29 protein-coding genes are annotated in these 24972 nt (G+C 69.7%); 13 read left to right on the forward strand and 16 right to left on the reverse strand.

Annotated features, from left to right (window positions below; translation table 11 throughout):
* Positions 1-11: 11 nt before the first annotated feature.
* The 3 genes from AXK60_RS14250 to AXK60_RS14260 form a co-directional block, all read right to left on the reverse strand.
* Positions 12-2780, reverse strand: a complete 2769-nt coding sequence (locus AXK60_RS14250; protein WP_139057975.1) for a hypothetical protein — start codon at positions 2778-2780, stop codon at positions 12-14.
* Between the two features lie 307 nt (positions 2781-3087).
* The gene (locus AXK60_RS14255) at positions 3088-4014 is read right to left on the reverse strand and encodes a hypothetical protein (protein WP_068571828.1); all 927 of its coding nucleotides are present in this window, start codon (positions 4012-4014) and stop codon (positions 3088-3090) included.
* A 44-nt stretch (positions 4015-4058) separates the two neighbouring features.
* Entirely contained in the window at positions 4059-4412 is a 354-nt protein-coding gene (locus AXK60_RS14260) for a hypothetical protein (RefSeq protein ID WP_068571830.1), read from the reverse strand.
* A gap of 419 nt (positions 4413-4831) precedes the next feature.
* Here AXK60_RS14260 and AXK60_RS14265 point away from each other — a divergent pair, with 419 nt between their 5' ends.
* Complete coding sequence (locus tag AXK60_RS14265) at positions 4832-5713, forward strand: MspA family porin (RefSeq protein WP_082778043.1); 882 nt, start codon at positions 4832-4834, stop codon at positions 5711-5713.
* 66 nt (positions 5714-5779) lie between these two features.
* Here the strand turns inward: AXK60_RS14265 and AXK60_RS14270 are convergent, their stop codons facing one another.
* Positions 5780-6238 carry a hypothetical protein gene (locus AXK60_RS14270; protein WP_068571833.1) on the reverse strand — a complete coding sequence of 153 codons (459 nt, stop codon included), beginning with the start codon at positions 6236-6238 and terminating at the stop codon, positions 5780-5782.
* 40 nt (positions 6239-6278) lie between these two features.
* On the opposite strand from AXK60_RS14270, the gene AXK60_RS14275 reads away from it, so the two are divergent.
* The gene (locus AXK60_RS14275) at positions 6279-7274 is read left to right on the forward strand and encodes a diacylglycerol/lipid kinase family protein (protein WP_068571904.1); all 996 of its coding nucleotides are present in this window, start codon (positions 6279-6281) and stop codon (positions 7272-7274) included.
* A gap of 385 nt (positions 7275-7659) precedes the next feature.
* Positions 7660-7914, forward strand: a complete 255-nt coding sequence (locus AXK60_RS14280) for a WhiB family transcriptional regulator (RefSeq protein ID WP_013125780.1) — start codon at positions 7660-7662, stop codon at positions 7912-7914.
* 57 nt (positions 7915-7971) lie between these two features.
* Here the strand turns inward: AXK60_RS14280 and AXK60_RS14285 are convergent, their stop codons facing one another.
* Positions 7972-9465: a sensor histidine kinase gene (locus tag AXK60_RS14285; protein WP_068571835.1), complete on the reverse strand. Its 1494-nt coding sequence runs from the start codon at positions 9463-9465 to the stop codon at positions 7972-7974.
* Positions 9466-9549: 84 nt separating this feature from the next.
* Here AXK60_RS14285 and AXK60_RS27965 point away from each other — a divergent pair, with 84 nt between their 5' ends.
* Positions 9550-9624, forward strand: coding sequence for a 50S ribosomal protein bL37 (locus tag AXK60_RS27965; RefSeq protein WP_371820987.1), 75 nt, complete (start codon positions 9550-9552; stop codon positions 9622-9624).
* An 80-nt stretch (positions 9625-9704) separates the two neighbouring features.
* On the opposite strand, the gene rsrA is transcribed toward AXK60_RS27965, so the two are convergent.
* The 3 genes from rsrA to AXK60_RS14300 form a co-directional block, all read right to left on the reverse strand.
* The gene (rsrA, locus tag AXK60_RS14290; protein ID WP_082778044.1) at positions 9705-9986 is read right to left on the reverse strand and encodes a mycothiol system anti-sigma-R factor; all 282 of its coding nucleotides are present in this window, start codon (positions 9984-9986) and stop codon (positions 9705-9707) included.
* Complete coding sequence (locus tag AXK60_RS14295) at positions 9983-10654, reverse strand: sigma-70 family RNA polymerase sigma factor (protein WP_082778045.1); 672 nt, start codon at positions 10652-10654, stop codon at positions 9983-9985. The genes rsrA and AXK60_RS14295 overlap by 4 nt, the downstream gene beginning before the upstream one ends.
* A 102-nt stretch (positions 10655-10756) precedes the next feature.
* Positions 10757-11227: a nitroreductase family deazaflavin-dependent oxidoreductase gene (locus AXK60_RS14300; RefSeq protein ID WP_068571838.1), complete on the reverse strand. Its 471-nt coding sequence runs from the start codon at positions 11225-11227 to the stop codon at positions 10757-10759.
* A 303-nt stretch (positions 11228-11530) separates the two neighbouring features.
* Between AXK60_RS14300 and ybaK the strand changes: the two genes are divergently transcribed.
* Both ybaK and AXK60_RS14310 read left to right on the forward strand, forming a co-directional pair.
* A complete protein-coding gene (ybaK, locus tag AXK60_RS14305) occupies positions 11531-12019 on the forward strand; it encodes a Cys-tRNA(Pro) deacylase (protein WP_068571840.1) in 489 nt (162 codons plus the stop codon).
* Between the two features lie 80 nt (positions 12020-12099).
* A complete protein-coding gene (locus AXK60_RS14310; protein ID WP_068571841.1) occupies positions 12100-14208 on the forward strand; it encodes an SDR family oxidoreductase in 2109 nt (702 codons plus the stop codon).
* On the opposite strand, the gene AXK60_RS14315 is transcribed toward AXK60_RS14310, so the two are convergent.
* Positions 14198-14875: a helix-turn-helix domain-containing protein gene (locus AXK60_RS14315; protein ID WP_068571843.1), complete on the reverse strand. Its 678-nt coding sequence runs from the start codon at positions 14873-14875 to the stop codon at positions 14198-14200. The two genes, AXK60_RS14310 and AXK60_RS14315, sit on opposite strands and share 11 nt — an antisense overlap.
* Positions 14876-14936: 61 nt before the next feature.
* Between AXK60_RS14315 and AXK60_RS14320 the strand changes: the two genes are divergently transcribed.
* Together AXK60_RS14320 and AXK60_RS14325 are read left to right on the forward strand one after the other, a co-directional pair.
* Positions 14937-15329 carry a VOC family protein gene (locus AXK60_RS14320; protein WP_197466734.1) on the forward strand — a complete coding sequence of 131 codons (393 nt, stop codon included), beginning with the start codon at positions 14937-14939 and terminating at the stop codon, positions 15327-15329.
* An 81-nt stretch (positions 15330-15410) separates the two neighbouring features.
* Positions 15411-16763 (forward strand): NAD-dependent succinate-semialdehyde dehydrogenase, encoded by a 1353-nt coding sequence (locus AXK60_RS14325; RefSeq protein WP_068571847.1) that lies wholly within the window; start codon positions 15411-15413, stop codon positions 16761-16763.
* A 21-nt stretch (positions 16764-16784) separates the two neighbouring features.
* On the opposite strand, the gene AXK60_RS27055 is transcribed toward AXK60_RS14325, so the two are convergent.
* From AXK60_RS27055 to AXK60_RS27060, 5 genes are all read right to left on the reverse strand, one after another.
* Entirely contained in the window at positions 16785-16961 is a 177-nt protein-coding gene (locus AXK60_RS27055) for a hypothetical protein (protein ID WP_156485544.1), read from the reverse strand.
* Positions 16958-17290, reverse strand: a complete 333-nt coding sequence (locus AXK60_RS14330) for a hypothetical protein (RefSeq protein ID WP_068571849.1) — start codon at positions 17288-17290, stop codon at positions 16958-16960. The genes AXK60_RS27055 and AXK60_RS14330 overlap by 4 nt, the downstream gene beginning before the upstream one ends.
* A gap of 69 nt (positions 17291-17359) precedes the next feature.
* Entirely contained in the window at positions 17360-18118 is a 759-nt protein-coding gene (locus AXK60_RS14335; protein ID WP_068571851.1) for an SOS response-associated peptidase, read from the reverse strand.
* A 4-nt stretch (positions 18119-18122) separates the two neighbouring features.
* On the reverse strand, positions 18123-18575 hold the full coding sequence (gene soxR, locus AXK60_RS14340) for a redox-sensitive transcriptional activator SoxR (RefSeq protein ID WP_068571853.1): 453 nt from the start codon (positions 18573-18575) through the stop codon (positions 18123-18125).
* A gap of 33 nt (positions 18576-18608) precedes the next feature.
* Positions 18609-19469, reverse strand: coding sequence for a hypothetical protein (locus AXK60_RS27060; RefSeq protein ID WP_175400031.1), 861 nt, complete (start codon positions 19467-19469; stop codon positions 18609-18611).
* 70 nt (positions 19470-19539) lie between these two features.
* Here AXK60_RS27060 and aroA point away from each other — a divergent pair, with 70 nt between their 5' ends.
* The 5 genes from aroA (at position 19540) to AXK60_RS27065 (ending at position 23476) form a co-directional block, all read left to right on the forward strand.
* On the forward strand, positions 19540-20829 hold the full coding sequence (gene aroA / locus AXK60_RS14350) for a 3-phosphoshikimate 1-carboxyvinyltransferase (protein ID WP_139057976.1): 1290 nt from the start codon (positions 19540-19542) through the stop codon (positions 20827-20829).
* A gap of 9 nt (positions 20830-20838) precedes the next feature.
* Entirely contained in the window at positions 20839-21831 is a 993-nt protein-coding gene (gene rsgA / locus AXK60_RS14355) for a ribosome small subunit-dependent GTPase A (protein WP_068571858.1), read from the forward strand.
* 75 nt (positions 21832-21906) lie between these two features.
* Positions 21907-22500, forward strand: a complete 594-nt coding sequence (locus tag AXK60_RS14360) for a molybdopterin-dependent oxidoreductase (protein ID WP_068571860.1) — start codon at positions 21907-21909, stop codon at positions 22498-22500.
* Positions 22497-23222, forward strand: coding sequence for an FAD-binding oxidoreductase (locus AXK60_RS14365; RefSeq protein ID WP_244881111.1), 726 nt, complete (start codon positions 22497-22499; stop codon positions 23220-23222). The genes AXK60_RS14360 and AXK60_RS14365 overlap by 4 nt, the downstream gene beginning before the upstream one ends.
* A 2-nt stretch (positions 23223-23224) precedes the next feature.
* Positions 23225-23476, forward strand: coding sequence for a DUF6510 family protein (locus AXK60_RS27065; protein ID WP_068571862.1), 252 nt, complete (start codon positions 23225-23227; stop codon positions 23474-23476).
* Positions 23477-23515: 39 nt separating this feature from the next.
* Here AXK60_RS27065 and msrA read toward each other — a convergent pair whose 3' ends face one another.
* Both msrA and AXK60_RS14380 read right to left on the reverse strand, forming a co-directional pair.
* Positions 23516-24052 carry a peptide-methionine (S)-S-oxide reductase MsrA gene (gene msrA / locus AXK60_RS14375; protein ID WP_068571864.1) on the reverse strand — a complete coding sequence of 179 codons (537 nt, stop codon included), beginning with the start codon at positions 24050-24052 and terminating at the stop codon, positions 23516-23518.
* A 443-nt stretch (positions 24053-24495) separates the two neighbouring features.
* On the reverse strand, positions 24496-24966 hold the full coding sequence (locus tag AXK60_RS14380; RefSeq protein WP_068571865.1) for a GNAT family N-acetyltransferase: 471 nt from the start codon (positions 24964-24966) through the stop codon (positions 24496-24498).
* Positions 24967-24972 lie beyond the last annotated feature (6 nt).

Consider the following 24972-nt stretch of genomic DNA (forward strand, 5'->3'; position numbering starts at 1 on the left):
ATTTACTGAACTCACATCATCCTCCACGGGATATTGGCCGCATTCAATGCAGCGATCAACTTCGGATCGGGACCACCCTCGCCCGTAATCACACTCTTGAAGAACACCCACTCTACACCACCAGAGAAGCCGGGCACATTTCCTGCCGCAAGAGCCGCATCCTTCGCGACCTGGTCCTGAACTGCACTCAGTCGCGTAAATCCCGTCTTCACCTCTATGGCGTTCCCTGACGGTGTCAGCAGGTCGACGCGTCGCACCCCCAGCCCAGGAACCTTGAAGCGCGCCGTGTCGACGTCGGCTCCTTTATAGAAGTTCCGCTCGAGCCATCTAGCCGCCTCAAGCCCAGCCGCGTTGTTGACTGTGATTTGAGCGGCTTGCTGTTTCCCTGCGGCGACAGCTTTCGCTTGGGCAGTGGCGATCGCCTTGAGCATGGCCTGTTCGGCGGTTTCACCTCCAGCGACTTCGACTCCCCGCCGCAGTCCGATGGAGGTAAGTTTTCCGATCGGAACTATGCCAACGAGGTCATACACCCAGCCATCCATTGGGTATACAGCGCCCTGATCGGCAAGTCCGGTTTCATGACTTCCGTCGGCGTTAAAGATGGTGCTTAGAGTTCCTCCGGGAATATCCTCGGAAGCAATGATGCCGCCGTCGCGGCCAGCGACGATATTTACTATTGCGCCGTCCGGCCTGCGGAACTCGAAACCACCATTAGCTAGGCGAGTCACCCTCGCAGGTGTGACGCCATCAATGTTTGGCAGGGACCCGATCTCCGCGTAAGCCTTGGCGAGGTCAGCCCGGGCCTCCTCAACCTTCTTCTTGAGGTAGTTGTTCGGGTTCTCCTGGTAATCTTCCTGCGCGCGACGCAAGCGATCAAGGGCTGGGTTCACCCTATTTTGAAGTATTTGTTGCCGCGCAGCTCCGATAAGATCTGATACCTCGGAGATTGCAGATCGTTCGGGCTGGGTGTTCGCTTCAACCTGGCGAAGCAACGGGCCCATGGGGTCTGTTGGTGCGTCCGGGTCCTGGACGCGCGCGGCGACGGACTCGAGCGGCGCCAACGGGCTGGATGATCGCGTCTTGCCCGTCGCCTGCAAAATGCTGTCGAGGGGGCTCGGCGTCGGATTGTCCTCTCCTCTGGCTTGCGCGAGCGCATCTCTCATCGGTCCAGCGATCATCCTCTGCGCGGCGGACTGTGACGGGCTTTCCGTAGGTGCCGATACGGGCGGTTGCAGGGTGGGCCGCTCGGCGTCGGGCAGCTCATTGGTGGGCATTGTCGAGGCAGGGTCCGGGCGTCCCGGGAGGGATGAATCGATCGGCGGTGGGCCGTCGTTTCCTGGCGGGTCGGCGAGGATCGGGTTGTTGTTGCCCTCCGGGCGGTTGATGGTTTGGATGAGGTCGTTGCCGTCGCGTGTGTAGCTGGTGGGGATCTTCTGGCCGGTGACGGTGTCGTAGGCCCAGGGTGTGAATCGGTTGACTTCGTTGCCGTCGCGGTCGTAGGTGGAGAGTGAGCCGTCGTCGTTGACGTCGACGCTGCCGCCGTCGGGGCGGTCGACTTCGTTGATGTTGAAGCGGTACTTGGACGGTGCGTCGGCGTTCTCGGACAGGATGAACGTCCGCTTCCCGTCGGGGGTGGTCCACTCCTTGTAGTTTTCCCCGTCGACCTGATCGTTCGGAGTCATGTCGTTGGTCGGAGCAGATCCATCCGGGTTGAGCGGGCCAGCCTTACGACCACGGCGGCCGGCCATCAACGCTGACACTTCGCCAACGAGGTATGCCCACGACGGGGCGCCGTCCTTCTTCTCGCCACCGTCCGGCCCGGTGCTGCCGCCGTTGTTGCTTGAGTCGTTGTTGCCGGGGTTCCCGGGGGCTCCTGCTGCGCCGTTGCCGGCGCCGGGGACCGCGCACTGCGACTCGGTCTTGGTGACCGTGACAGTGGGGCTGCTGGGCTGCCCGGACTGGGTCTGCTGCCCGGGCTGCTGATTGTCGGTCTGACGGGGCCCGCCGGGCGCGGTGGTCTGCACCGCCGGGCTCTGGTTCGGCTGACCTTGCCCGTTGCCCTGCGCAGGCCGCTGGCCGCCCTGGTTGCCTTGGCCGGGTTGTTCGTTGCCGGGGATGTTCGGTGCCTGCTGGCCGGGGCTGCCGAACTGTGGGGTCTGGGCCTGGATTCCGGGGCCGTTGTCCCCGCCGCTACCGGCCGGTGAGGGAGAGGTGGCGCCGGTGTTGCCACCGGTCTGCTGCCCGCCTTGGTTGCCCTGCTGCCCGCCGGGGGTTTGGGTGGGCGGGTCGAACGTCAGGGTCGGTCCGGGGCCGGGCGGGCAGGTCGCATCCCCCGGGCAGACCGCGTTCGCCACACCCGCGCCGACGCCGGTGGTGGCGGCGAATCCCATCATCCCGACAGCGACGACGATCCCAGCGACCGCAGCCGCCGCACGCACCTGCGCGGCCGCGGGCGCAGCGGTGACACCGGTCTCGCGGAGCTTCCCGAGGCCGGCGAAGAGGATCTTCCCGACGATGACCATCACGAGCCAGAAGGTCAGGAACACCACCGGCACCGGGGTGAACCGGGGTGCTTCGATGGAGAACAGGACACCGCCGAACAATCCGGCGATGCCGATGATCGTGAGGAACGCTCCCTGCAGACGCTGCTGGAGCACCGACTGCGACGAGTCGTCGGACGCGCTGCTGGTCGGTTCGGTGGCGGTGCGGGCGTGCCGCGGGCTCCCGGGTGGGAGCGGCACCGGCTGCGGTTGCCGCGGCGGTGGGGTGGGTGTGGGCATCAGAACACTCCAAAATGCGGGGAAGTGGATCGGAGATTCGGCGAAGTGCCGGGTGATGGATGCCAAGCTTCCACACGATTCGACGTTGTCAATCGCCGAATCCGACTGAACACGCGTTTTCGCAGGCCAGGACTGGTTTGTTTAGTGGTGTTTAGTGGGGTGACTAAACACGGCACCCCGGTTCGGGGCTTGTTCAACGGCCCACTGAACAACGCATATCGCCCATCATCGTGCGGTGCAGCGGCCTCCTCGGCGACTCCGGATGCTGGCCGGGTGTCACGGTCTTGGCGGGCGTTCATCGCCGGCCTCATGCGGTCACGGCGCCGAGGGCGAGGCCGAGGCCGAGGGTCATCGCGATGAGCGCGATGAGCACGGCGGCGATCATCTGATGCACGCGGAGCGTGCGCAGGGACGCAGCTTGCGAGGCGGCCCAGAATTCGGTGACGGTTCCGGGCGGGATATGCGCAGTGGTCGCCGCTCCGAACCAGAACGCCGCACTCTGCGTGCCCGCAGCGCCAAGGTCGGGGCTGAGTGCGATCAACGCGTCCGCGGTCAAGGTCAGGCGCACGTGGTCGTAGAGCCACGCGCGGGGCCGGCCGGCGGTCGCCCAGCGCTGGGCGTCCTGCTCGAGTGCGCTGCGGGAGATGAGGACCGGCCGGGCCTGCTCGACCCACGTCGACAGGCGCGACCAGGTCTCGATCACGCGCAGATCCGTCAATCGCACGAGGTCCTGGTTCTCGTCGCCGGGGTCGGGAGTCAGGCTCAGAACACCGATCTCAACAAGCTCTGCTACTATGCGGCCCGCGGCGGCGGGCAGCTCGGGGACGCGAAGAGTGAGAACTCCGGTCGACGAGACTGCGACACAGCTCAGAAGGAGAAGCCGAGCCGCGTCGAGTTGCACAGGCTCGCTGGTATCGGTGTCGAGCGCCCACTGCTCGGCCGCGGTCGCGATCTGCGTGAGCACCGGCAGCGCGGGATCACGGCCGGTCGCCGTGCTGAACAACTGCTGCCACTGCGAGACCGTCACCACCTCGGCGACCACGTGCCGATTACTGGTGGCGCGGGCGGTCAACCACACCAGCATCGGCTCGACCGTCTCGAACTCAGCGGGTAGATGCCGACCGGTACGCCAGTTCGACACCGTCGCCGCGCTGACCCCGACAGCGTCCGCCACCGCGCGCACCGTCGGCGAACCGGCCAGAGTGAACAGCCGACGCAACGCCGAGGCGAACACCGCAGCACCATCCCCGCTCCGACCAGGCTCGGCAGGTGGGGTCATCACCGGGCGCCGCTACGGGCGGCGTTCCACACCGCACTCGCGCCACCCACCACAAGGTTGCTCGCGAGCATCATCACCAGCACGAACACCACGAAGACCAACGGCATCGTCCACCGCTCGCCCCACGCGTTCAGATGCGAGACGGCGAACCCGCAGCCGATCAACAGCACCAGTCCGATGACCAGCCCGGCGGCCTTCCGCGCCAGGGCGCGGAGCTCGTCATCGGCGGACTTCCCATCAGGTTCGCCCCCGGTGGCCGCACTCGGGGGCGGCGACGCCGATCTGGACGCACCGGGCTGGGGCCCCGGTGCCGGTTGTTGCACAGCTAGCGGCCGGGCCTCGTCCGCGGACATGGGCCTCCCCTTTCGGCAAAACTTGCTACATCACGGGCACATCAGCCGGGCTATCGCGATCCGGTAGATCCAACCGTAGCGGATAGTTGTCTCATTGCCGTAGTTCAAATTCGTTATCACCCACGGTTAGCTCGCCTACCGAGGATCGACTCTCGGAGCCACCGTCGCCGCCGCGCACCACAAACACCGCAGGTCAATACACCTGAATCCGGAAACCTTGCCCACCTTGCACCCGTAGACCGGCCGCACACCGCGACCCCACCGGGTCTGTGATCGCGATCACGTGGATGCGATATCCACGCAACTGTGATCGATCTGTTATCTACCCGGATTGCGTACACGTGCCCAGTGTGGTGCCATTGGGGCTGTTGTTGCAGATGTGACATCTGTGAATTGACTTCACCCAGGGAGACTTCGACATGCCAACCTCCGCACGTACCCACACGTCTCGGCTGCCGCGGACGCTGATCGCGCTGTGTGCCGCTGCGGCGGCGGTCACGCTCGCCGCCGGCCCGGCTGTTGCCGCGCCCGCTCCAGCACCCAAGCCGTCACCTGCGGCGGCTACAGTGGCCCCGCCGCCGGCGCCCCTGATGCGCGTGCCGGTCCCCGGACAGATCCGCACCGGCGAGTTCGCCGACACCAGCCGCGAACTGATCACCCGGGACGGATGGAAGGTGACCGTCTCCAAGTTCGGCGAGAAGCTCGACAGCGTGCCACCGCTGAATCGATCACCCCAGAGCTTCGAAGGATTCAGCTCCGTCGGCGGCGAAGCGAAGATCGAGATCGCCGACGCAAAACACAAGCCTGTCAACAAGATCAAGTCGGCAACCCTCACAACAGGAGTTCAAGTCGGCTGCGCAGTCACCGCTGACAGCCTGACCGTTGGCGGATCCCTATCCAACGCCACCACCGCCTCGATCACCCCCACCGTGACCGCATCCGGCACCGTCACCGGACAAGGCCAAGGCGGCTCCAGCGGCGGCCAAGGCGGCGGCAGCGTCTCCGGCACCGGAACCGGCAGCCTCTCCGGCACCCTCTCCGACACCGTCACCGAAACCGGCAACATCTCCGGCATCCTCAAACCCGGCACCACCAAAGACATCCCGTACGCCAAGAAGGCCGTCGTCGGCCCCAACGCGCAGGTCATGTCCCGCGACATCCGCATCGCCGTGGACAACTGCATCGGCGGCGTCCAAGTCCGCACCTACGCCACCGTCGCCATCAGCACCGACGCCACCGACGACACACTGACCACCTTCGGCAAGCCGATCTTCCTCACCCGCCCCGAACAGAATCGGTAGTCGCGCAAGGCGCGGCGAGTGACGGAGGGCCCGACGCTGTCTTTCGTACCGGGCCCAAGACCCCGGTCAGTCCCGGCGGTACTCCCCCTCGAGCCACGCCACCGTCGGCGGGCTGAACAGCAGGACGAGCACGACGATCGCTGGGGCGAGGAGGGGGTAGCCGAGCAGCGGCGAGCTCTGGGCGAAAGCGCCGCTGATGCCGGTGAAACCGAGCAGCAGGTTGGTGAGCACGCCCACGGTGCGGCCCCAGCGCTTGCCGCGCAGCAGCGCGACGCCGCCGGCGAGCACTGCGGCGCCCATCGGGATCATCCAGAAGGCCAGGCCGTAGGCGCCGGTGGTGGTGGCGGCGCTGCCGGTCAGCCCGCGCACCAGCTCGACGACGCCCACGACCAGCGCGATCGCGCCCTCGAGCGCCACGAGGCCGCCGGCCACGAGGACCGTGCCGGGCGCGGCGGTACGCGTGGCGCCCGAGCGCTTCGCCGTCGAGCGCGTCGCGCGGGGCCGGTCACCGTCGTTGGTCGTCACGGCACCAGGGTATCGGGGCGGCGTGGGTAGGCTGCTCGGTGTGCGCGCCCTGTTGATCTCGAACCCCAACGCCACGTCCATCACCGCGGCGGGACGAGACCTCGTCGCCATGGCGTTGGCGTCCACGCTGGACGTGACCCTGGCGCAGACCGAACACCGCGGTCACGCGGCCGAGCTCGCCGCCGCGGCCCGCGCGGACGGCACCGATCTGGTGATCGTGCACGGCGGCGACGGCACCGTCAACGAGGTGGTGTGCGGAATCCTCGGGCGGGAGGGCCTGCCCGGCGAGGCCGCCCCGGCCGCCCCCGAATCCCTGCCGGCCGTCGCGGTGATCCCCGGCGGGAGTGCGAACGTCTTCGCCCGGTCCCTCGCGGTCCCGCGCAATCCGGAGGAGGCCACCGTCCACCTCACCGACCTGCTGGCGCGCCGCAGCTTCCGGACCATCGGCCTGGGCTGCGCCGACGAGCGCTACTTCCTGTTCAACGCGGGCATGGGCGTCGACGCCGAGGTCATCGCGAACATGGAGGCGCTGCGCGCCAAGGGCAAGGCCGCGACCTCGGGGCGGTACGTGCGCACCTCCATCCGCACCTTCTTCCAGGCGGCGCGACGCGAGCCGCAGCTCACCGTCCACTTGCCGGGCGAGCAGCCGGGCACCTGGCAGGACATCGACGGGGTGCACTTCGCGTTCGTCTCGAACGCGAGCCCGTGGACCTTCCTCAACAACCGCGCCGTCGTCACCAACCCGGGGACCGATTACGGCACCGGGCTGGGCGTGTTCGCGTCGCGCTCGATGCGCACGATCCCGAACCTGATGCTGGTCCGGCAGATGCTCTCGGCCCGCCGCACCAAGGGCCCGACGGTGCGCCATCTCGTCCGGCACGACGACCTGCCCGAGTTGCGCGTGACCAGCGACGTCCCGGTCGCGGCTCAGGTCGACGGGGACCATCTCGGCGAGCGCACCGAGGTGCGGTTCTGGTACTCGCCCGAGCGGATCCGGGTCGTGGCGGACCTGCCCCCGTTGCCGCGCGTGCGCTGACCGGCACGGCGGCGAGCGCAGCCTCCCGGCCGGGGCTTCCCACGGACTCGACATGAGGCCAGCACCACGGGCGGATTGAGCGATTGATCACCAAGCGCAAGAAAACTGTTGCAAACCTGCAGCGTGTGCGGATATTCTTGCGGGCACGCCGCTGAACCGGCAGCAGTGTAGTAGACCGCTCGTAGGCACGGTCTCACCGCCCCCGCTGTGAGATAACCCACCTCTGAGTCGGAATCTCTTGACTACTGCCGGGAACGTGGAAATATTCATGACGTAACAACGCGGAAACAGTTCGGTTCCCCCCGCGTTAACAGCCTGGAAATTCGGTGCCGGATCGGCACCTGCGATGAGTGGCGCGCCCGCGCGCCTGAAGGAGTGTACTGACATGGATTGGCGCCACAAGGCCATCTGTCGCGACGAGGATCCCGAGCTCTTCTTCCCCGTGGGGAACAGCGGCCCGGCCATCGCGCAGATCGCGGACGCCAAGCTGGTCTGCAACCGCTGCCCCGTGACCGCCGAGTGCCTGTCCTGGGCGCTGGAGTCCGGTCAGGACGCCGGTGTGTGGGGCGGCATGAGCGAGGACGAGCGTCGCGCGCTCAAGCGTCGCAACGCGCGCACCCGCACGCGCACCGCTGTGTAGGAAGCACCACTCGAAGAGGGCCCGGTGGATCTCCACCGGGCCCTCTTCGTGCGCCGGTCAGGCGGGCTGGAGCGGTACCTGCACCACCGCGTCCGTCCCACCGTCCCAGGTGGTCAGGCGCAGCTCACCGCCCAGCTCGGACGTCACGAGCGTCTGCACGATCTGCAGGCCCAGGCGGTCGGAACCGTCGAGTGTGAAGCCGGGCGGAAGGCCCGCACCGTCGTCCCGGACGGTGACCTCGAGCATCCTGGTGGACCGGTGCGCGAGCAGTTCGACGGTGCCCGACTCCCCCGGCCCGAAGGCGTGCTCGATCGCGTTCTGGATGAGCTCGGTGACGACCATGACCAGCGGCATCGCGCGGTCGGCGTCGAGTAGGCCCACGTCGCCACGCCGCACGACGGTGACCGTCCCCGCGCCCTCGGCCGGCGCGACATCGCCCATGATCGGGATCAGCCGGTCGATCACCTCGTCGATGTCGACGTGTTCGTCCACGCTCATCGACAGGGTCTCGTGTACGAGCGCGATCGATGCGACGCGGCGCACGGACTCCTGGAGGGCGCGCTTGGCCTCGTCGTTGCGCGTGCGGCGGGCCTGCAGCCGGAGCAGGGCCGAGACCGACTGGAGATTGTTCTTCACCCGGTGATGGATCTCCCGGATGGTCGCGTCCTTGGAGATCAGGGCGCGGTCGCGGCGCTTGAGCTCCGTCACGTCGCGGAGCAGCACGGCGGCGCCTGCCGGCCGGCCGTTCGGATGCAGGCCGAGCACGCGCAGTACGACGGTCACGCCGCCCTTCGTCAGCTCGATCCGCGAGCCCTCCCCGCGCTGCAACGCACCGTCGAGCGCGACGGCCAGGTCCTCCGATTCGAAGGAGTCCCCCACCAGCTCCGCGGTGACCTCCACCAGACCACTGCCCTCGAGGTCGCTGGGCGCGCCCATCCGACGGTAGGCCGATTGCGCGTTCGGGCTCGCGAACACGACCTTGCCCTGCGCGTCGACTCGGACGAAACCATCGCCGGCCCGGGGTTCCGCCTCGCCGGTGGGCAGCTCCTCCCGCTCGGGGAAGGTGCCCTCGGCGACCATCGTGCACAGGTCGTCGGCGCACTCGGTGTACGCGACCTCGAGCGGGCTGGGAGTGCGCGGGTGGGTGACGTTGAAGTCACGGGTGAGGACGGCCACGACCTCGCCGTCCGAGGACACCGGGACCGCCTCGCGTCGCACCCGGGAGGGGCCCGTCCAGGCCGGGGTCACGCCACGCACCACCACGGCGCCCTCGAACGCGGCGTGCAGCGTGGGGGCCTCCCAGGGCGGGACGACGACGCCGACACCGTCGGAGTCGTAGACGGTCGAGGTCGTGTTGGGGCGGCACTGCGCGATGCAGATGTACGACGGGTCGGTCCGGTCGCCCTCCGGGTCGTTGCGCACCCACAGCCGCAGGTCCGCGAACGACAGATCGGCGAGCAGCTGCCACTCGCCGGCGATGCGCTGCAGGTGGCGCGCGGCACGGCCGGGGAGGTCCGTGTGGATCGCCAGGAGGTCGGCGAGGGAGGCCATGGGACCGCCTTTTTGTCGTCGTCGGTGCCGTCGTGAAACAATAGCCGGTACTGCGAATGAGCTCGGGACAGGAAGGAGACCGCCATGGGAAAGCGTGGACGTAAGAAGCGCGGGCGCAAGAAGAACGCCGCCAACCACGGCAAGCGTCCGAACTCCTGAGCCATCAGGGATTCACCGCACTTGCGCACGAGGGCCCGCCGACGCGATGTCGGCGGGCCCTCGTCATGTGTGCGGACCGGTCACTCCGGGCGGAATCGCACCTCGGTGTGCCGGATGCTGATCGTCAGCCGCTCGCGCAGCCCCTCGGGGGCGCGCTCACCGCCGCACTTGCGGTTCACGAGCGACTTGATCTGCTGCTCGATGCCGTAGTGCGACAGGCACTGCGAGCAGCCGTCGATGTGCGCCTTGAGCCGCTCCTTCGCGGCGGAGTCGCACTCGTTGTCCAACAGCAGCCAGACGTCCGCCATCACGGCGGAACAGTCGAGCTCGAGGTCCGGGTTCCCGTCCGACGAATAGGTCACTTCTCCACCTCCTGATCGGCGGCGTCGACCTCGTCGTCGGCGGCGCCCCGCAGGAACCCTCGCTCCCGCGCGACCCCCTCCAGCTCGGCACGCAGCTGACGCCGGCCGCGGTGCAGCCGCGACATCACCGTGCCGATGGGGGTTCCCATGATGTCCGCGATCTCCTTGTACGGGAAGCCCTCCACATCGGCGTAGTACACCGCCATGCGGAAGTCCTCCGGGAGCTTCGAGAGCGCTTCCTTGATCTCGTCATCGGGCAGCGCGTCCAGGGCCTCGATCTCCGCGGAGCGCAGGCCGGTGGAGCTGTGCTCCGCCGTGGCCGCGAGCTGCCAGTCGGTGATCTCGTCCGTGGGGTACTGCGCCGGCTGCCGCTGCTTCTTGCGGTAACCGTTGATGTACGTGTTGGTGAGGATGCGGTACAGCCACGCCTTGAGGTTGGTGCCCTTCTTGAAGCTGCGGAAGGCGCTGTAGGCCTTCACGTAGGTCTCCTGGACCAGATCCTCCGCGTCCGCCGGGTTGCGGGTCATCCGCAGCGCGGCGCCGTACAGCTGGTCGAGCAGCGGCAGCGCCTCGGCCTCGAAACGCGCCGTCAGCTGCTCGGGCGTCTCGGTCGTCTCGTCGGGCGCCGAGTCCAGTTCCGCTACGTCCGCGTTCTCCCGGTCGGTCATACCGACGAAGGCTACCGGTCGCTCGAGGACCGCTGCTCCGCTACCTGCACTCACGACCTCTGCAACAGCGCGGTCCGCCCGCTTGTTCCCGTGCCGTCCGGATCAACCCAGCCGGAGCCGGACCATGGGCAGACCGTCGACGGGGTGCTGCACCGCCTTCTCGATCGCGCCCCGCAGCCGCTCCCACGCCACCGGGTGCGCGGTGCGGTACCGCTCGAGCACCTCGTCGGAAGCCGTGGGGTCCAGCAGTTCGGCGCGCGCCGCTCGGTCCCGGTTCCCGACGGTGACCCGGCAGTCCGGGTGAGCGCGCAGGTTGCGGTACCACTGCGCGGTCTCACCGAAGCCGCTGCACACCACCACGGTGTCCACGTCCGGCCGATCGACCACCTCGAGCACCACGTACCGCGGCTCGCCGGACTTCCGGCCGACGTGTTCGATCATCACCATCCGCGGGCCCATCAACCGCCCCAGCCCGTGCTGGAACAGCCAGATCGGCGCGCGCACCAGCCGGCGGGTCCGCAGCGCCCGCGCCGCCAGCGCGGAGGGACTCAGGTTCTCGGCGATCCATCCCACGTCCGTCGACGGTACGCCGCAATCCGGGGCCCCGGGTACCGTCGGGCTCCCCCCTCGATCCGTCCTCTCCCCGCCGTTCCGTCCCCTCCCCACCAGTTCACCGCCCGCTCCCCCCGATCCGTTCCCTCCCCTCGAAACAACGGGCGTTTCGGTGGGGAGGGAACGATTCGGGTGGAGGGAGAAGCGTCCAACCTGACTGTGCTCGACGTCGTCATACGCCCAGAACACGGAGGCGGCTTCGTTTCGTCGTGCGAGTCTTCATACCGTTCGTCCACCACGAGTCCACCTGATTGACTGGGCGGCATGGGGAAGAAGAACGCGGCGGCGACGCCGGCGATCGCGGCGCTGCAGGCGGCGGGGATCGAGTTCCGGGTGCACGCGTACGAGCACGATCCGCGGGCCGAGTCCTTCGGCGGCGAGGCGGCGCAGGCATTGGGGAACGACCCGGCGCGGGTGTTCAAGACGCTGGTCATCACAGACGGGAAGCAGCTCGCCGTGGCGATCGTGCCGACCTCCGGCAAGCTCAGCCTCAAGGCCGCGGGCGCTGCGCTGGGCCTGCACCGACCGGCCATGGCCGACCCCACTGACGTGCGACGGGTCACCGGCTACGTGCTCGGCGGGGTGTCCCCGCTCGGGCAGCGCAGGCGGTTGCCGACAGCCGTCGACGAGTCCGCACTGGGCTTCGAGACCGTCTTCTGTTCGGCCGGCCGACGGGGCCTGGAGGTGGAGCTGGCACCGTCGGACCTCGTGGCCGCGACGTCCGCCGTGCTCGCGCCCCTCGCCGCCCCGTGACCGGGCGTGGTAGTCAATAGGTGAGTGCGGGCGGGCAAGGCGGGTTTGGCGGTGGCCGCGCCGGAAAGTAGGTTCGTGATATGGCCAGCTACTTCGTCACGGGCGGGACGGGCTTCATCGGCCGTGCCGTGGTGGCGCGGCTCGCCGCCGCGGAGCACGGGAGCACGATCTACCTGCTGGTGCGCGACGCGTCACTGCCGAGGTTCGAGCGGCTGATCGCGGACCTCGGCCACGAGTTGGCGCCGCAGGTCGTGCCGGTGGCGGGCGATGTCACGGAGCCGGGCCTCGGCATCACCCCCGGAGACCTGCCCGAGCACGTCGACCACGTGATCCACCTCGCCGCCGTCTACGACATGGAGGCGCCGGAGGAGATCCAGCAGCTCACCAACGTCGGCGGCACCCGCAACACCCTGGAACTGGCGGAGCGGCTCGGCGCGACGATGCACCACGTGTCCTCGCTCGCGGTGGCCGGAAACCACGAGGGGTGGTTCGCCGAGTCCGACTTCGACGTCGCCCAGGACTTCCCCACCCCCTACCACCGCACCAAGTACGAGGCGGAGCGGCTCGTCCGCGGCTCGTCCGTGCCCTGGCAGGTCTACCGCCCGTCCATCGTGGTGGGCGACTCGATGACGGGGGCGATCGACAAGATCGACGGCCCGTACTACTTCTTCCCGTTCCTGCGCCTGATGGGCACGATCCCGCACCACCTGCACGTCCCGTTCGCCAACCTCGGGTACACGAACATCGTGCCGGTCGACTTCGTCGCCGCCGCTCTGGTCGCACTGGTGACCGCTCCGCCGGCGCCGGGCACCGTCTACCACCTGGCGGACCCCAAGGGCCAGAGCATGGCCGCGATCTACGAGGCGATCGCGCCCGCGTTCTCCGGCCCCAAGACGCTGCCGCTGCCCAGCGCGCCGCTGGGCGAGTTGGCCGCGCGCATCGGGCGCCGTAACGAGGTGCGCGCGTTCCGGGACACCGTCGCCCGCCAGATCGGGATCCCGCCGTCGATCCTGGATCACCCGTTCTACAACACCCGCTTCGACTCGGAGGCCAGCTACCGGGTGCTGAGCCGACTCGGGGTGGCGCTGCCGCGCCTGAAGTCCTACGGTCCCCGCCTGTTCCGCTACTGGGCCGAGCACCTCGATCCCGCCAGAAACCGCCGCGACGACCCCCGCGGCCCGCTCGTGGGCAAGCACATCCTGCTCACCGGGGGGTCCTCGGGCATCGGCCGCGAGGCCGCGAAGCAGGCAGTGCTCAAGGGCGCGAACGTGTTCATCGTCGCCCGCAAGCCCGAGGACCTCGCCGACGCGGTGCTGCGCATCGAGGCGGAGCCGGGGCTGCCCGGTGTCCCGAAGGGCATCGTCCGGCCCTACCAGTGCGATGTGACCGACCCGGAGGCCGTGCGCACCACCGTCGCTCAGATCCTCGCGGAGCACGGCCACGTCGACGTCCTGGTCAACAGCGCCGGGCGATCGATCCGGCGCGCGACCGTCGACTCGGTCGACCGCGCCCACGACTACCAGCGCACGATGGCCGTGAACTACTTCGGCGCCGTGTACCTGATCCTGGAACTGTTGCCGCACATGGTCGCCCGCAAGTCCGGGCACGTGGTCAACGTGTCGTCGATCGGCGTGCAGGTGCGCGGGCCGCGGTTCGCGGCGTACATCGCCTCGAAGTCGGCGCTCGAGGCGTTCAGCGACATCACCGCGGCCGAGACGATGTCGGACCACGTGACCTTCACCAACATCCACATGCCGCTCACCCGCACCCGGATGATCGAGCCGACCGACGCCTACGACAACGCCATGGCGCTGTCGGTGGAGAAAGCCGGCCAGATCGTGGTGCGCGCCATCGTCGAGCGGCCGCGCCGCATCGACACCCCGCTGGGCACACTCGCCCAGTTCGGCCAGTTCCTCTCGCCGCGGATCGCCGCCGCCGCGCAGCACCAGGGCTATCTGCTCTTCCCCGAGTCCGCCGGTTCGGACGACGACGGGGCCGGCGCCGCGCAGGTCGTGGAAGTCGATGTGGCCGAGGTGGATACGCCGCGCGGTCGGCTCGCCGCCACGAAGGACCTGTCGAAGGACATCTCCACCGCGGCGGTCAGCCCGCTGTTCGGCATCTCCGGTGATCAGGGCCTGCGCCGCCTCGCCCGCAAGACCCTCAACCGCCTCCCCGGCATCAACTGGTAGCGCCGGACTCCATCGTGTGCGCAGGCGCGAGCAGCGTCCGCGGCGTGACGCCGGTCAGCGCGCGCACCTCGCGGGTCAGGTGGGCCTGGTCCGCGTAGCCCGACGATGCCGCCGCGACGCCGAGCGCGTCGCCCGCACGGATCAGGGTCACCGCGCGCTGGAACCGGAGGATCCGCGCGAGGGTCTTCGGGCCGTAGCCGAACGATCGCCGGGCCAGACGGTGCAGCGCCCGCTCCCCGAGCCCGGCCTCCGTCGCGATGCCGGCGACGGGGCGCCCCGTCTCGAGCCGGGCCGCGATCCCGGTGATCCGTCGGTCGAGGACCACGTCGTCGAGGAGCTGCGCCGCGATCTCCTCGGGGTCGTGCGAGACCTTCAGCCGGCGGCGCGGGAGGACCTCGGCCAGGGGGACGCGCACGCCGGTGAGCTCGTCGGCGGCGACGCCCAGCAGCTGCGGGAGAACACCGGGCGGGAACCGCAGGCCGTCGAGTCGCGCACCGTCGGACCTCATGACGTGCGCCGCGACGGCGTCCGGACCGGCGACGACGGGCGCGCCGTCGATCACGATGACGTCCATGCAGCCGTCGGGCAGGATCAGCGCGGTCCCGGCGCTCCCCGTCGAGGACCACCGGACCGCGCCGGGGATCCTCGACGCGCGTTCGCGGTACACGCAGTCGAGTATGTCCGAAACCTTCAAGACCCGTCGGCACCACCGCGCATACGGTGATCCCATGACTGAACGCCTGCGCTTCGACGCCATCGGCATGGTCGCGGACGACCTCGCCGCCACCCTCGCCTTCTACCGCCTGCTCGGCCTGGACATTCCCGACGGTGCCGAGCACGAGCCGCACGTGGAGGCACAGCTGCCCGGCGGGATGCGGCTGATGTGGGACACCGCCGCGGTGATCCGGACGATGGAGCCCGACTGGGTGAAGCCGACGGGCCAGAGCGCCACGCTGTGTGTGCTCTGCGCCTCGCCCGCCGTGGTCGACGAGGTGTACGCGGAGCTTCTCGCTGCCGGCCATCCCGGTGCGATGGCACCCTTCGACGCGCCGTGGGGACAGCGGTACGCGGGCGTGCTCGACCCGGACGGGTACCAGGTGCAGTTGTTCGCGTGGCAGTAGCGTCGGAGACGACACACGGGATGTGTTGGGGCGCCTATCGTGGGGGACGAACCCGTTCCGTCCCCCACGAGGAGATCCGACATGGTCGACGTCCAGTACGCAGTCACGAACCCGGCGACCGGCGAGGTGCTGCAGACCTACCCGACCGCTGAGCCCGCCGAGGTCGAGGCCGCGCTCGACGCCGCCTCGCGCGCCGCGCGCACCTGGCCGCAGGAATCCACCGTCGCCGAGCGCGCGGCCCTCGTCCGGCGCGTCGCCGAACTGCACACCGAGCGCCGGGAGATGCTCGCCGGAATCATCCAGCGGGAGATGGGAAAGCCGCTCGAGGACGCGTTGGGCGAGGTCGACTTCTCGGCGGCGATCTACACGTACTACGCCGACAACGCGGAGCGCTTCCTCGCCGATCAGCCGCTGGAGTTGTTGGAGGGCGAGGGTTCGGCGGTGATCCGCCGCTCCCCGATCGGCGTGCTGTTCGGGATCATGCCGTGGAACTTCCCGTACTACCAGGTGGCGCGGTTCGCGGGCCCGAACCTGGCGGCGGGCAACACGATTCTGCTCAAGCACGCACCGCAGTGCCCCGAATCGGCGGAGGCGATGCAGCTGATCTTCACCGAGGCCGGCCTGCCGTCGGGCGCGTACGTGAACATCCGGGCGACCAATGAGCAGGCCGCCGACATCATCGCGGACCCCCGCGTCGCCGCGGTGTCACTGACCGGCTCGGAGCGGGCCGGAGCGGCGGTCGCGGAGGTCGCCGGCCGGAACCTCAAGAAGTGCGTCCTCGAGCTGGGCGGTTCGGACCCGTTCATCGTGCTCTCCACCCACGATCTGGACGCGACGGTCGACGCCGCGGTCGCAGGCCGTCTCGACAACACCGGCCAGTCCTGCAATGCGGCCAAGCGGTTCATCGTGGCCGCCGACCTGTACGACGACTTCGTCGCGAGGTTCACCGCGAAGATCCTCGCCGCGGGCGAGGGCATCGCGCCGCTGTCCTCGGAGCGCGCCGCGATCGGGCTCGAACAGCAGGTCAACAGCGCCGTGGAGGCGGGCGCGCACCTCGCCATCGAGGGGCAGCGCGACGGTGCCTTCTACCCGCCCGCCGTCCTCACGAACGTCACGGAGGACAACCCCGCGTTCCGGCAGGAGCTGTTCGGTCCCGTCGCCACGGTCTACCGCGTGGAGGGCGAGGGCGAGGCGCTGGCACTCGCCAACGACACCCCGTTCGGCCTCGGGTCCTACGTGTTCACCACCGATCCCGAGCAGGCCGCCCGCGTCGCCGACCGGATCCAGGCGGGCATGGTGTTCGTCAACGGTGTGCTCGCCGAGGGAGCCGAACTGCCCTTCGGCGGCGTGAAGCGCTCCGGGTTCGGCCGCGAGATGGGCCCGCTGGGAATCGAGGAGTTCCTCAACAAGAAGCTGATCCGCACCATCACGTAGCTCGACGGGGCGGTTGCCGGTTCAGGCCGGGAGCCGCCCCTCGGCGACGTCGATCACCCACTGCGGGGTCGTCTTGCCCTCTTGTCGATCGATGTTCACAAGGATGCTGGCGCTCGCCTGGCGTGCCTCAGGGGTTCGACCCCGAAGCTCGAAATCAGCCTCGTCCCGCTCACGGGCACTGTCTTCGATGCTCGTCATCGCCGGGCGCCTTTCTTTCTGTTGATATTGTTGCGCCTTCGGGAGCCGATCGCCACCACACGCAGGATTTCCCGCTCGCTCGTGGTCACGAGCGGGGACACGGACAGCGCATCCAGAATCCGTAGTCCGAACGCTTGCCCGATGTCGTCGGACTTCAACGACTGCTCCGCAGCCCACTCGAACCGTTTCCACCATTCGGTGCGCGCCTCATGCTCTGCTTTCAGCAGGCGATCCATCTGCTCCGACCGTTGCCTCTGCCACAGCGTCCCGACCACACCGACAGCGGTCAGCCCCGCCACGATCAGCATCACCCAGTAGTGTGCCGCCATCGCCCCCTCCCCCAAGGGTTCGATTTCTTCGATGCTCCGCAGCGTAGATCGAGGGTCCGACAGGTTCCGTCAGAGCAGGCTGAGCTGGCCGGGCCCGGAGCCGGGCTCGGTGCGCTCGATGAGGGCGGCACCATCGTTCTTGACGGAGTTGACCAAGGCGGACACCGGGCGGATCTCGATGCGCTCGGCCACGTCGAGGGCGGGCGGGAGCAACAGCGCCGGGTCGACGGGACCGTCGGGATCGAGCCACTGGTCGAACAGTTCGGGGGTGAGTACGAGCGGCATCCGGTCGTGCACCGCGCGCAGCGGGCCGACGGAGTCCGTGGTCAGCACCGTCGCCGAGAGGACGGGCGGCACGTCGAGCCCGGCGTCGGCGGGACGCCACACCGACCACAGTCCCGCGATGTACATCCGGGTGCCGTCCTGCGGGGTCAGGTACATCGGCTGCTTGCGCGGCTTCTTGCCATCCGGGTCGAGCACCTGCCACTCGTACCAGCCGTCCATCGGGATCAGGCAGCGCTTGTTCTTGATCGCGGTGCGGAACGCCGGCTTCTCGGCGACGGACTCCGCACGCGCGTTGAACAGCGGCGGGCCGCTCAGCGACTTCTGCCAGTGCGGCAGCAGCCCCCAGCGCATCGCGCGCAGCCGACGGGTCGGGGCATCGTCGGGCTGCTCGCGCGAGTGCCGCGCGACGACGGTGACGATGCTCGTCGTGGGCGCGACGTTGTAGCCCGGCACGTCGAGCTCGACGCCCGCCGTCTCATCCACCGCGTCGATCTCGCCCGCCAACAGCGCCGGATCCGTGGTCACCGCGTACCGTCCGCACATCGGACTACTCCTCGAAGCTGTCGAACACGCGCCGGGGCCCGACGCCGGTGGTGGCCAGGGCGTCGTGCGGGTTCGCGAGTGCGCAGGAAGCCATGGACAGGCAGCCGCAGCCGATGCAGTCGGTGAGGTTGTCGCGCAGGCGGGTCAGTTCGTCGATCCGGTGGGACAGATCGTCGTGCCAGTAGCGCGAGAGGCGCTCCCAGTCCGTCCGCGTGGGCGTGCGGCCGTTCGGCAGCGTCTCGAGCGCCTCGCGGATCGTGGACAGGGGGATGCCTACGCGGTGGCTGATCCGGATGAACGCGACGCGACGCAGCATCTCCCGCGGATACCTCCGCTGGTTGCCGGAGGTCCTGCGTGCGGTGATCAGCCCCTCGCGCTCGTAGAAGTGCAGCGCAGACACCGCCACGCCACTGCGGGCGGCGAGCTGTCCGACGCTGAACTCCCGAGTGGTCTCCACACCCCGGATTCTACCTGAACATTAGTTCAGAGATCAGCGCGCCTTCGGGGCCGCCGACGACGGTGCAGCCGGCTTCGCCGACGGCGCGGCCGGCTTGGCCGACGCGGGCGCGCCCGGCTTCGCAGAGGCCGGCGCCGCGGGCTTCGCCGACCCGCTCGCGGCGGGAGCGGGGGCCGCCTGCTGCGGCTCCGGCGGGTTCTTCAGGATGGTGCTCTGCACGCGAAGCAGATCGACGGCCAGCTGATCGTCGGCACCCACGAAGGGGGCGGCCTCGCGGGACTGGCGCCCACCGCGCAGCGACATGGTGACTCCGTTGACCACGCCGGTGTACTGCCGTGACTGCAGGTACTCGACCTGGTTGCCGCGCTTGCTCTTCTGCGTGAACTCGAGGCCCAGGCCACCGGGGATGCCGGTCGCGGCGATCTCGCGCACGGTGACCTCATTGACGACGCCGTCCTTGACGGCCTTGAACGACGCGCACTTCGGGAGCGCGGCGCGCAGCGGCGCCACATCGATCGCGAACTTGGAGACCACCATCGACCAGGTGGTCCCACGCGAGCTTCCGTTGGTCTGCGCCGTGTCGGTGCCCTTGGGGATCGGCAGGCCCGCGTAGAGCACCTTGCAGTCGGCCGGATCGACCTTGGCGGTGTTCAGCGACGCCCACGCGCCGTTCCAGCCCGCGGCCGCACCGGACAGCACGGCACCGCCGAAGTCCATCGAGTCGGGGAGGTTGCCGGAACCGATGACCAGCTCGCCGGCCTTGTTCTTCGGCGGCTCCGCCGGCTTCGGATCGGCCGACGCGACGGGCGCGAGGAGCCCCGCGACGGTCGCCACAGCGGCGAAGGTGGCGGCCGTCGAGACAGCCCTGCCCACGGACGTACGATTACGCTTCATCGAGGATCTCCCGGCGGTGATGACCTGACCTGTTCTGCCCAGCAAGGTAGCACGCGGTGAGGTCGCCCTCATGTGCGAGGATGGGCCGGTGGACCTGTTGGAGCTGTGGCCTGCGCCCTTCGCCGTCGGCCCGGTGACGGGCACGATCGCCCTCCCGGGCTCGAAGTCGATCACTAATCGCGCGTACATCCTGGCCGCTCAGGCACCGTCCGCCTCGACGCTGACGAACGCCCTCCGCAGCCGCGACACCGACCTCATGGCCGCCGCGTTGCAGACACTCGGAGCCGAGGTCGCGTTCGCGGGCGGGACCACGGTCACCGTCACCGGCGGTCCGCTGCACGGCGGCGTCGTCGACTGCGGACTCGCCGGCACCGTGATGCGCTTCCTCCCCTCCCTCGCGGCCGGGGCGCGCGGCACCGTCGACTTCGACGGTGACCCGCAGGCCCGGGCCCGGCCACTGGGCACGGTGCTCGACGCGCTGCGCGGGCTCGGCGCCCGGATCGACGGCGACGGGCTGCCCTTCACCGTCCACGGCGACGGACCGATCCGCGGCGGCACCGTCACCATCGACGCGTCGGCGAGCTCCCAGTTCGTCTCGGGCCTGCTGCTCAGCGCGCCGAGCTTCGTCGAGGGTGTCGTGGTGCACCACGACGGCAAGCCCGTCCCGTCCATGCCGCACATCGACATGACCGTCGACATGCTGCGCACCGCGGGCGCCGAGGTCGACACCTCCGAGGCGAACACCTGGCGCGTCGCGCCTGGCGGGATCCGCGCGCACGACTGGACGGTCGAGCCGGACCTGTCGAACGCCACCGTCTTCCTCGCGGCGGCGGCGGTCACCGGCGGCGCCGTGACCGTCCCGCACTGGAACCCGGCGTCGACGCAGCCGGGTGTGCAGTTCGCCGACATCCTCACGGCGATGGGGGCCGGGGTCTCGTACGCCGACGGTGCGATCACCGCCAGTGGGACCGGCGCCCTGCACGGCGTGGACTGGGATCTGCGCGACATCGGCGAGCTCACGCCCACCGTCGCCGCGCTTGCGGCCCTGGCGGATTCACCATCGCACCTGCGGGGCATCGCGCACCTGCGCGGCCACGAGACCGACCGGCTCGCCGCGCTCACCGCCGAGATCACCGCGCTCGGCGGGCGCTGCACCGAGACCGAGGACGGCCTGCACATCGAGCCGGCGACGCTGCACGGCGGCGTCTGGCACAGCTACGCCGACCACCGCATGGCCACCGCGGGCGCGATCCTGGGGCTGGTCACCGAGGGCGTGCAGGTCGAGGACATCGCGACGACGGGCAAGACCATGCCCGACTTCCCCGCCATGTGGAACACGCTGCTGGGCAACCGGTCGTGAGCCGGCTCGTTGGGTAAGCGCGAGTACGACGAGACCGATGTCCGGGTGCGCCCGGGCAAGAGCAGTCGTCCACGCACCAAGAACCGGCCCGACCACAGCGACGCCGAGACGGCGATGGTCGTCTCCGTGGACCGCGGCCGCTGGGGTTGCGCCCTCGGCGGCGACCCGGAACGGGTGATCACCGCCATGCGGGCCCGCGAGCTGGGCCGCTCCCCCATCGTCGTCGGGGACTCGGTCGGCGTCGTCGGCGACCTGACCGGCCGCAAGGACACCCTGGCGCGGATCGTCCGGGTCGACGAGCGGAAGACGGTGCTGCGCAGGACCGCCGACGACACCGACCCGTACGAGCGGATCGTCGTCGCCAACGCCCACCAGCTGCTCATCGTGACCGCGCTCGCGGACCCGCCGCCGCGCACCGGCTTCGTCGAGCGCACCCTCATCGCCGCCTACGCGGGTGGACTGACGCCGGTACTGTGCCTGACCAAGGGCGACCTGGCCGACGCGGAGGAGTTCACCGCCGCGTTCGCCGACCTCGACCTGACGGTGATCGCCGCCGGCCGCGGCGACCCGCTCGACGAGGCGCACGATCTGCTGACCGGACGCGTCACCGCGCTCATCGGGCACAGCGGCGTCGGGAAGTCGACTCTGGTCAACCGCCTCGTGCCGGATGCCAACCGCGCCACCGGCGTCGTGTCCGGAGTGGGCAAGGGGCGGCACACGTCCACACAGTCCGTGGCGCTGTGGCTGCCCGCGGGCGGCTGGGTGGTCGACACCCCCGGTATCCGCAGCTTCGGGCTCGCGCACATCTCCACCGACGACGTGGTCGCGGCCTTCCCCGACCTGGCGGAGGCCGTTCTCGATTGTCCTCGCGGGTGTACACATCTCGGTCCGCCCGCCGATCCGGAGTGCGCCCTCGACGGACTGGAGGGGACGGCGCACCGTCGGGCGATGGCGGTCCGCGGCCTGCTGGCCGACCTGACCGCCACCCCCGACTGGGCCTGACGGCTCGCGGATTCCCCCGGCGCACGGGCGAGTTCGGCGCTATGCTCGTGCAAATCCGGTGAGCGAGGCGGTGGGATGGCGATCATCAATCAGGGCTTCGGCGGCCGGCGGCGCCGGGACGATCCCGCGTTGCCGCCCGGGCAGACTCTGGTGGAGGACTGGCCCGTACTCTCGGCCGGGCCCACACCACAGGTGAGCACGGAGCGGTTCGAGTTCTCCGTGTACACCGAGACCGGCGAGAAGCACTCCTGGGACTGGGACGGACTGCTCGCGCTGGGCGTGGAGGACATCACCACCGACATCCACTGCGTGACGCACTGGACCAAGCTCCAGATGCCCTGGCGCGGAGTGCCACTCGATGCGATCTTCGAGAACATCGAGACCACACAGGATTTCGTCATGGCGCACAGCTACGGCGGCTACACCACGAACGTGCCGCTCGACGAACTCCTGGACGGCCAGGCGTGGATCGCCATCGAGGCCGAGGGCGCGCCGCTCGACCCCGAGCACGGCGGTCCCGCACGGCTTCTCGTGCCGCACCTGTACTTCTGGAAGAGCGCCAAGTGGATCCGCGCGCTGCAGATGATGCCCGACGACGAGCCCGGTTTCTGGGAGCAGAACGGCTACCACCTGCACGGCGACCCGTGGAGCGAGGAGCGGTACTGGTGACCGCGCGGCGGGTGGCCTGGCACCGGGCGCGGCTGGTCGAGGCGAGCGCCGAGACCGCAACGGCCCGGCGACTGACGTTCGAGGTGCCCACCTGGCCGGGCAACGACGCAGGCGCACACGTCGACCTGCGGCTCACCGCACCCGACGGCTACCAGGCGTCCCGGTCCTACTCGATCGCGTCGTCCGGCTCCGGCACCCGGCTCACGCTGGTGGTGGCCGAGGTCGCCGACGGCGAGGTCTCCCCCTACCTCGTGCGCGACCTCGCGGTGGGCGACGAGGTGGAACTGCAGGGGCCGCTGGGCCGCTACTTCCTCTGGAGGCCGGACGATCCCGCGCACGCCGGCCCGGTGCAGCTGATCGGGGGCGGCTCGGGCGTGGTGCCGCTGATCCCCATGGCCGCGGCCAACGAAGGCGCGGAGCGACCCGTCGAGTTCCGGCTGCTGTACTCCTTGCGGACGGGGGCCGACGCCTTCTTCGGCGCCGAGCTCGCCGGGTTCGGACGCACCCGCGTCGATGTCGTGCGGACTCGCGAGTCCGACGGTGCCCGCCCCGCGGGCCGGCTCACCCAGGACGAGTTCGCGGAGGCGACGATTCCCGCAGCGCAGTCCCCGGCACTGTTCGTGTGCGGGCCGACGCCCTTCGTCGAGACGGTCACAGCGTGGGCGGTATCGCTGGGGCACGCCGCGTCGGCGATCCGCACCGAACGATTCGGAGGTGGTTGATCATGGCCGAACTGGACGGGAACGCCGCGGCGGGGCCGCTGGCGGAGGTCTTCGGCGTCGACCTGAGCGCGGCCGCCGCCGAGTGCGCCGGATGCGGCGCCCACGGCGAGATCGCGATCGCGCGGGTCTTCGCCACGGCGATGGGCCTGGTCATGCGCTGCCGCGCGTGCGAGGCGGTGCTCGCCGTCCTCGTGTCCCGAGACGGACGGTGGCGATGCCGGCTGACCGGCATCGCCACCCTCGATCTGCGGTGATCCCCGCGCCCGGACGTCAGCCGAGGCGCGGGGCGATGATCACGCCGTCGCCCGCTTGGGCAGCTTCCAGCCGGGCCGCGGGAAGTGGCAGGTGTAGCCGTCCGGGTACTTCTCGAGGTAGTCCTGATGCTCCGGCTCGGCGTTCCAGAACGGCGCCGGCGCCTCGATCGTGGTGACGGCCTTGCCCGGCCACAGCCCCGAGGCGTCGACATCGGCGATGGTGTCGCGCGCCACCTTCTCCTGCTCCTCGCTCAGCGGGAAGATCGCGGAGCGGTAGCTCGAGCCCCGGTCGTTGCCCTGCCGGTCCTTCGTGGACGGGTCGTGGATCTGGAAGAAGAACTCCAGCACGTCGCGGTAGCTGGTCTTCGCCGGATCGAACACGATCTCGACCGCCTCCGCGTGACCGGGATGGTTGCGGTACGTGGCGTGGTCGTTGCTGCCGCCGGTGTAGCCCACCCGCGTGGCCTCGATGCCCGGCTGCTTGCGGAGCAGGTCCTGCATCCCCCAGAAACAGCCGCCCGCCAGCACCGCGGTCTCGCGGCCGGGGGTGGTGGTGATGGTGCCGTTGTCAGTCATATCAGCTCCTAGTCCGGCTCTTCCCCGATGGCTTCGGGGCGCCACCGATCTCAACAACGACGGTACCCGGCGCATTCCGGCCGCGGACGTCGACGGCGGCGCGCGGTCCGGGCGGCCGGAGCGGGCGGGCGGAGCGGCTGCGGGCGGGCGGGCCGCCCGGGCGAATCGGGGGCGGGAAGCCATCCGCACCCGAAATGCGCCAGCGCACCCGGCATGCCGGGTGCGCCCGGGTGAAACGGGTGCGGGAGTGCATCCGCACCCGAAATGCGCCAGCGCACCCGAAATGCGCGGGCTCTCGAATTGCGCCGTCTCGAACTCCGGGCTCGGGGCGTGCCGGGCGTGCCGTCCGGTCCGGTCCGTACTCGGGATGGTCGCTGAGAAGTGACCTCCAGCGGCGCCGCCCCTGTGCGACCTGGGACTTCCCTGCCCGGCGCCGCTCAGGGCTACATCTCAGCGGTCATCCTGGTGAGAAAGACGCTGTTGGGGTCCGCGATGTACCCACCGAAGGGCGGGCACACCGCGAAGCCGTGCGCGATGTACAGAGCCCGGGCCGGCGCGAAGAACTCCTGGCTGCCGGTCTCGAGCGACACCCGCTCGACACCGCGTGCGCGTGCGTCGTCGAGGACGTGCCGGAGCAGCAGGTGACCGATGCCGAGGCCGCGTGCGGAGGGAGCAACGCGCATGCTCTTGAGCTCCTCATGATCGGGCTCGACCGCCGCGAGTGCGACGGTGCCGGCGAGCTCGCCGTCCCGGTGCAACGTCCACAGGCGAACACCCGGGGCGCGGAGCGCAGCGAGGTCGAGGGCGTGCCGGCTCTCCGGCGGTGCGGTCGGCTCCATGTCGCGCAGGTGGGCGAGGAGGAAGTCCGCGAGGGCCGGGTCGTCGAGGTCCGCGCGCGTGATCGAGATGTCCATGTCCGA

This window comes from Tsukamurella pseudospumae, assembly GCF_001575195.1.
GTDB classification, from domain to species: Bacteria; Actinomycetota; Actinomycetes; order Mycobacteriales; family Mycobacteriaceae; genus Tsukamurella; species Tsukamurella pseudospumae.

Bases quoted from the DNA above. Each gene is read 5' to 3' on its own strand.
- AXK60_RS14260 (WP_068571830.1), bottom strand. From the start codon at position 4,412: ATGTCCGCGGACGAGGCCCGGCCGCTAGCTGTGCAACAACCGGCACCG.
- AXK60_RS14280 (WP_013125780.1), top strand. From the start codon at position 7,660: ATGGATTGGCGCCACAAGGCCATCTGTCGCGACGAGGATCCCGAGCTC.
- AXK60_RS27060 (WP_175400031.1), bottom strand. From the start codon at position 19,469: ATGAAGCGTAATCGTACGTCCGTGGGCAGGGCTGTCTCGACGGCCGCC.
- AXK60_RS14380 (WP_068571865.1), bottom strand. From the start codon at position 24,966: ATGGACATCTCGATCACGCGCGCGGACCTCGACGACCCGGCCCTCGCG.
- AXK60_RS14360 (WP_068571860.1), top strand. From the start codon at position 21,907: ATGGCGATCATCAATCAGGGCTTCGGCGGCCGGCGGCGCCGGGACGAT.
- AXK60_RS14330 (WP_068571849.1), bottom strand. From the start codon at position 17,290: ATGGCGGCACACTACTGGGTGATGCTGATCGTGGCGGGGCTGACCGCT.
- AXK60_RS27055 (WP_156485544.1), bottom strand. From the start codon at position 16,961: ATGACGAGCATCGAAGACAGTGCCCGTGAGCGGGACGAGGCTGATTTC.
- AXK60_RS14295 (WP_082778045.1), bottom strand. From the start codon at position 10,654: ATGACCGACCGGGAGAACGCGGACGTAGCGGAACTGGACTCGGCGCCC.
- AXK60_RS14320 (WP_197466734.1), top strand. From the start codon at position 14,937: ATGACTGAACGCCTGCGCTTCGACGCCATCGGCATGGTCGCGGACGAC.
- AXK60_RS14285 (WP_068571835.1), bottom strand. From the start codon at position 9,465: ATGGCCTCCCTCGCCGACCTCCTGGCGATCCACACGGACCTCCCCGGC.
- AXK60_RS14310 (WP_068571841.1), top strand. From the start codon at position 12,100: ATGGCCAGCTACTTCGTCACGGGCGGGACGGGCTTCATCGGCCGTGCC.
- ybaK (WP_068571840.1), top strand. From the start codon at position 11,531: ATGGGGAAGAAGAACGCGGCGGCGACGCCGGCGATCGCGGCGCTGCAG.
- AXK60_RS14250 (WP_139057975.1), bottom strand. From the start codon at position 2,780: ATGCCCACACCCACCCCACCGCCGCGGCAACCGCAGCCGGTGCCGCTC.
- AXK60_RS14265 (WP_082778043.1), top strand. From the start codon at position 4,832: ATGCCAACCTCCGCACGTACCCACACGTCTCGGCTGCCGCGGACGCTG.
- aroA (WP_139057976.1), top strand. From the start codon at position 19,540: ATGTGCGAGGATGGGCCGGTGGACCTGTTGGAGCTGTGGCCTGCGCCC.
- AXK60_RS14325 (WP_068571847.1), top strand. From the start codon at position 15,411: ATGGTCGACGTCCAGTACGCAGTCACGAACCCGGCGACCGGCGAGGTG.
- msrA (WP_068571864.1), bottom strand. From the start codon at position 24,052: ATGACTGACAACGGCACCATCACCACCACCCCCGGCCGCGAGACCGCG.
- AXK60_RS27065 (WP_068571862.1), top strand. From the start codon at position 23,225: ATGGCCGAACTGGACGGGAACGCCGCGGCGGGGCCGCTGGCGGAGGTC.
- AXK60_RS14335 (WP_068571851.1), bottom strand. From the start codon at position 18,118: ATGTGCGGACGGTACGCGGTGACCACGGATCCGGCGCTGTTGGCGGGC.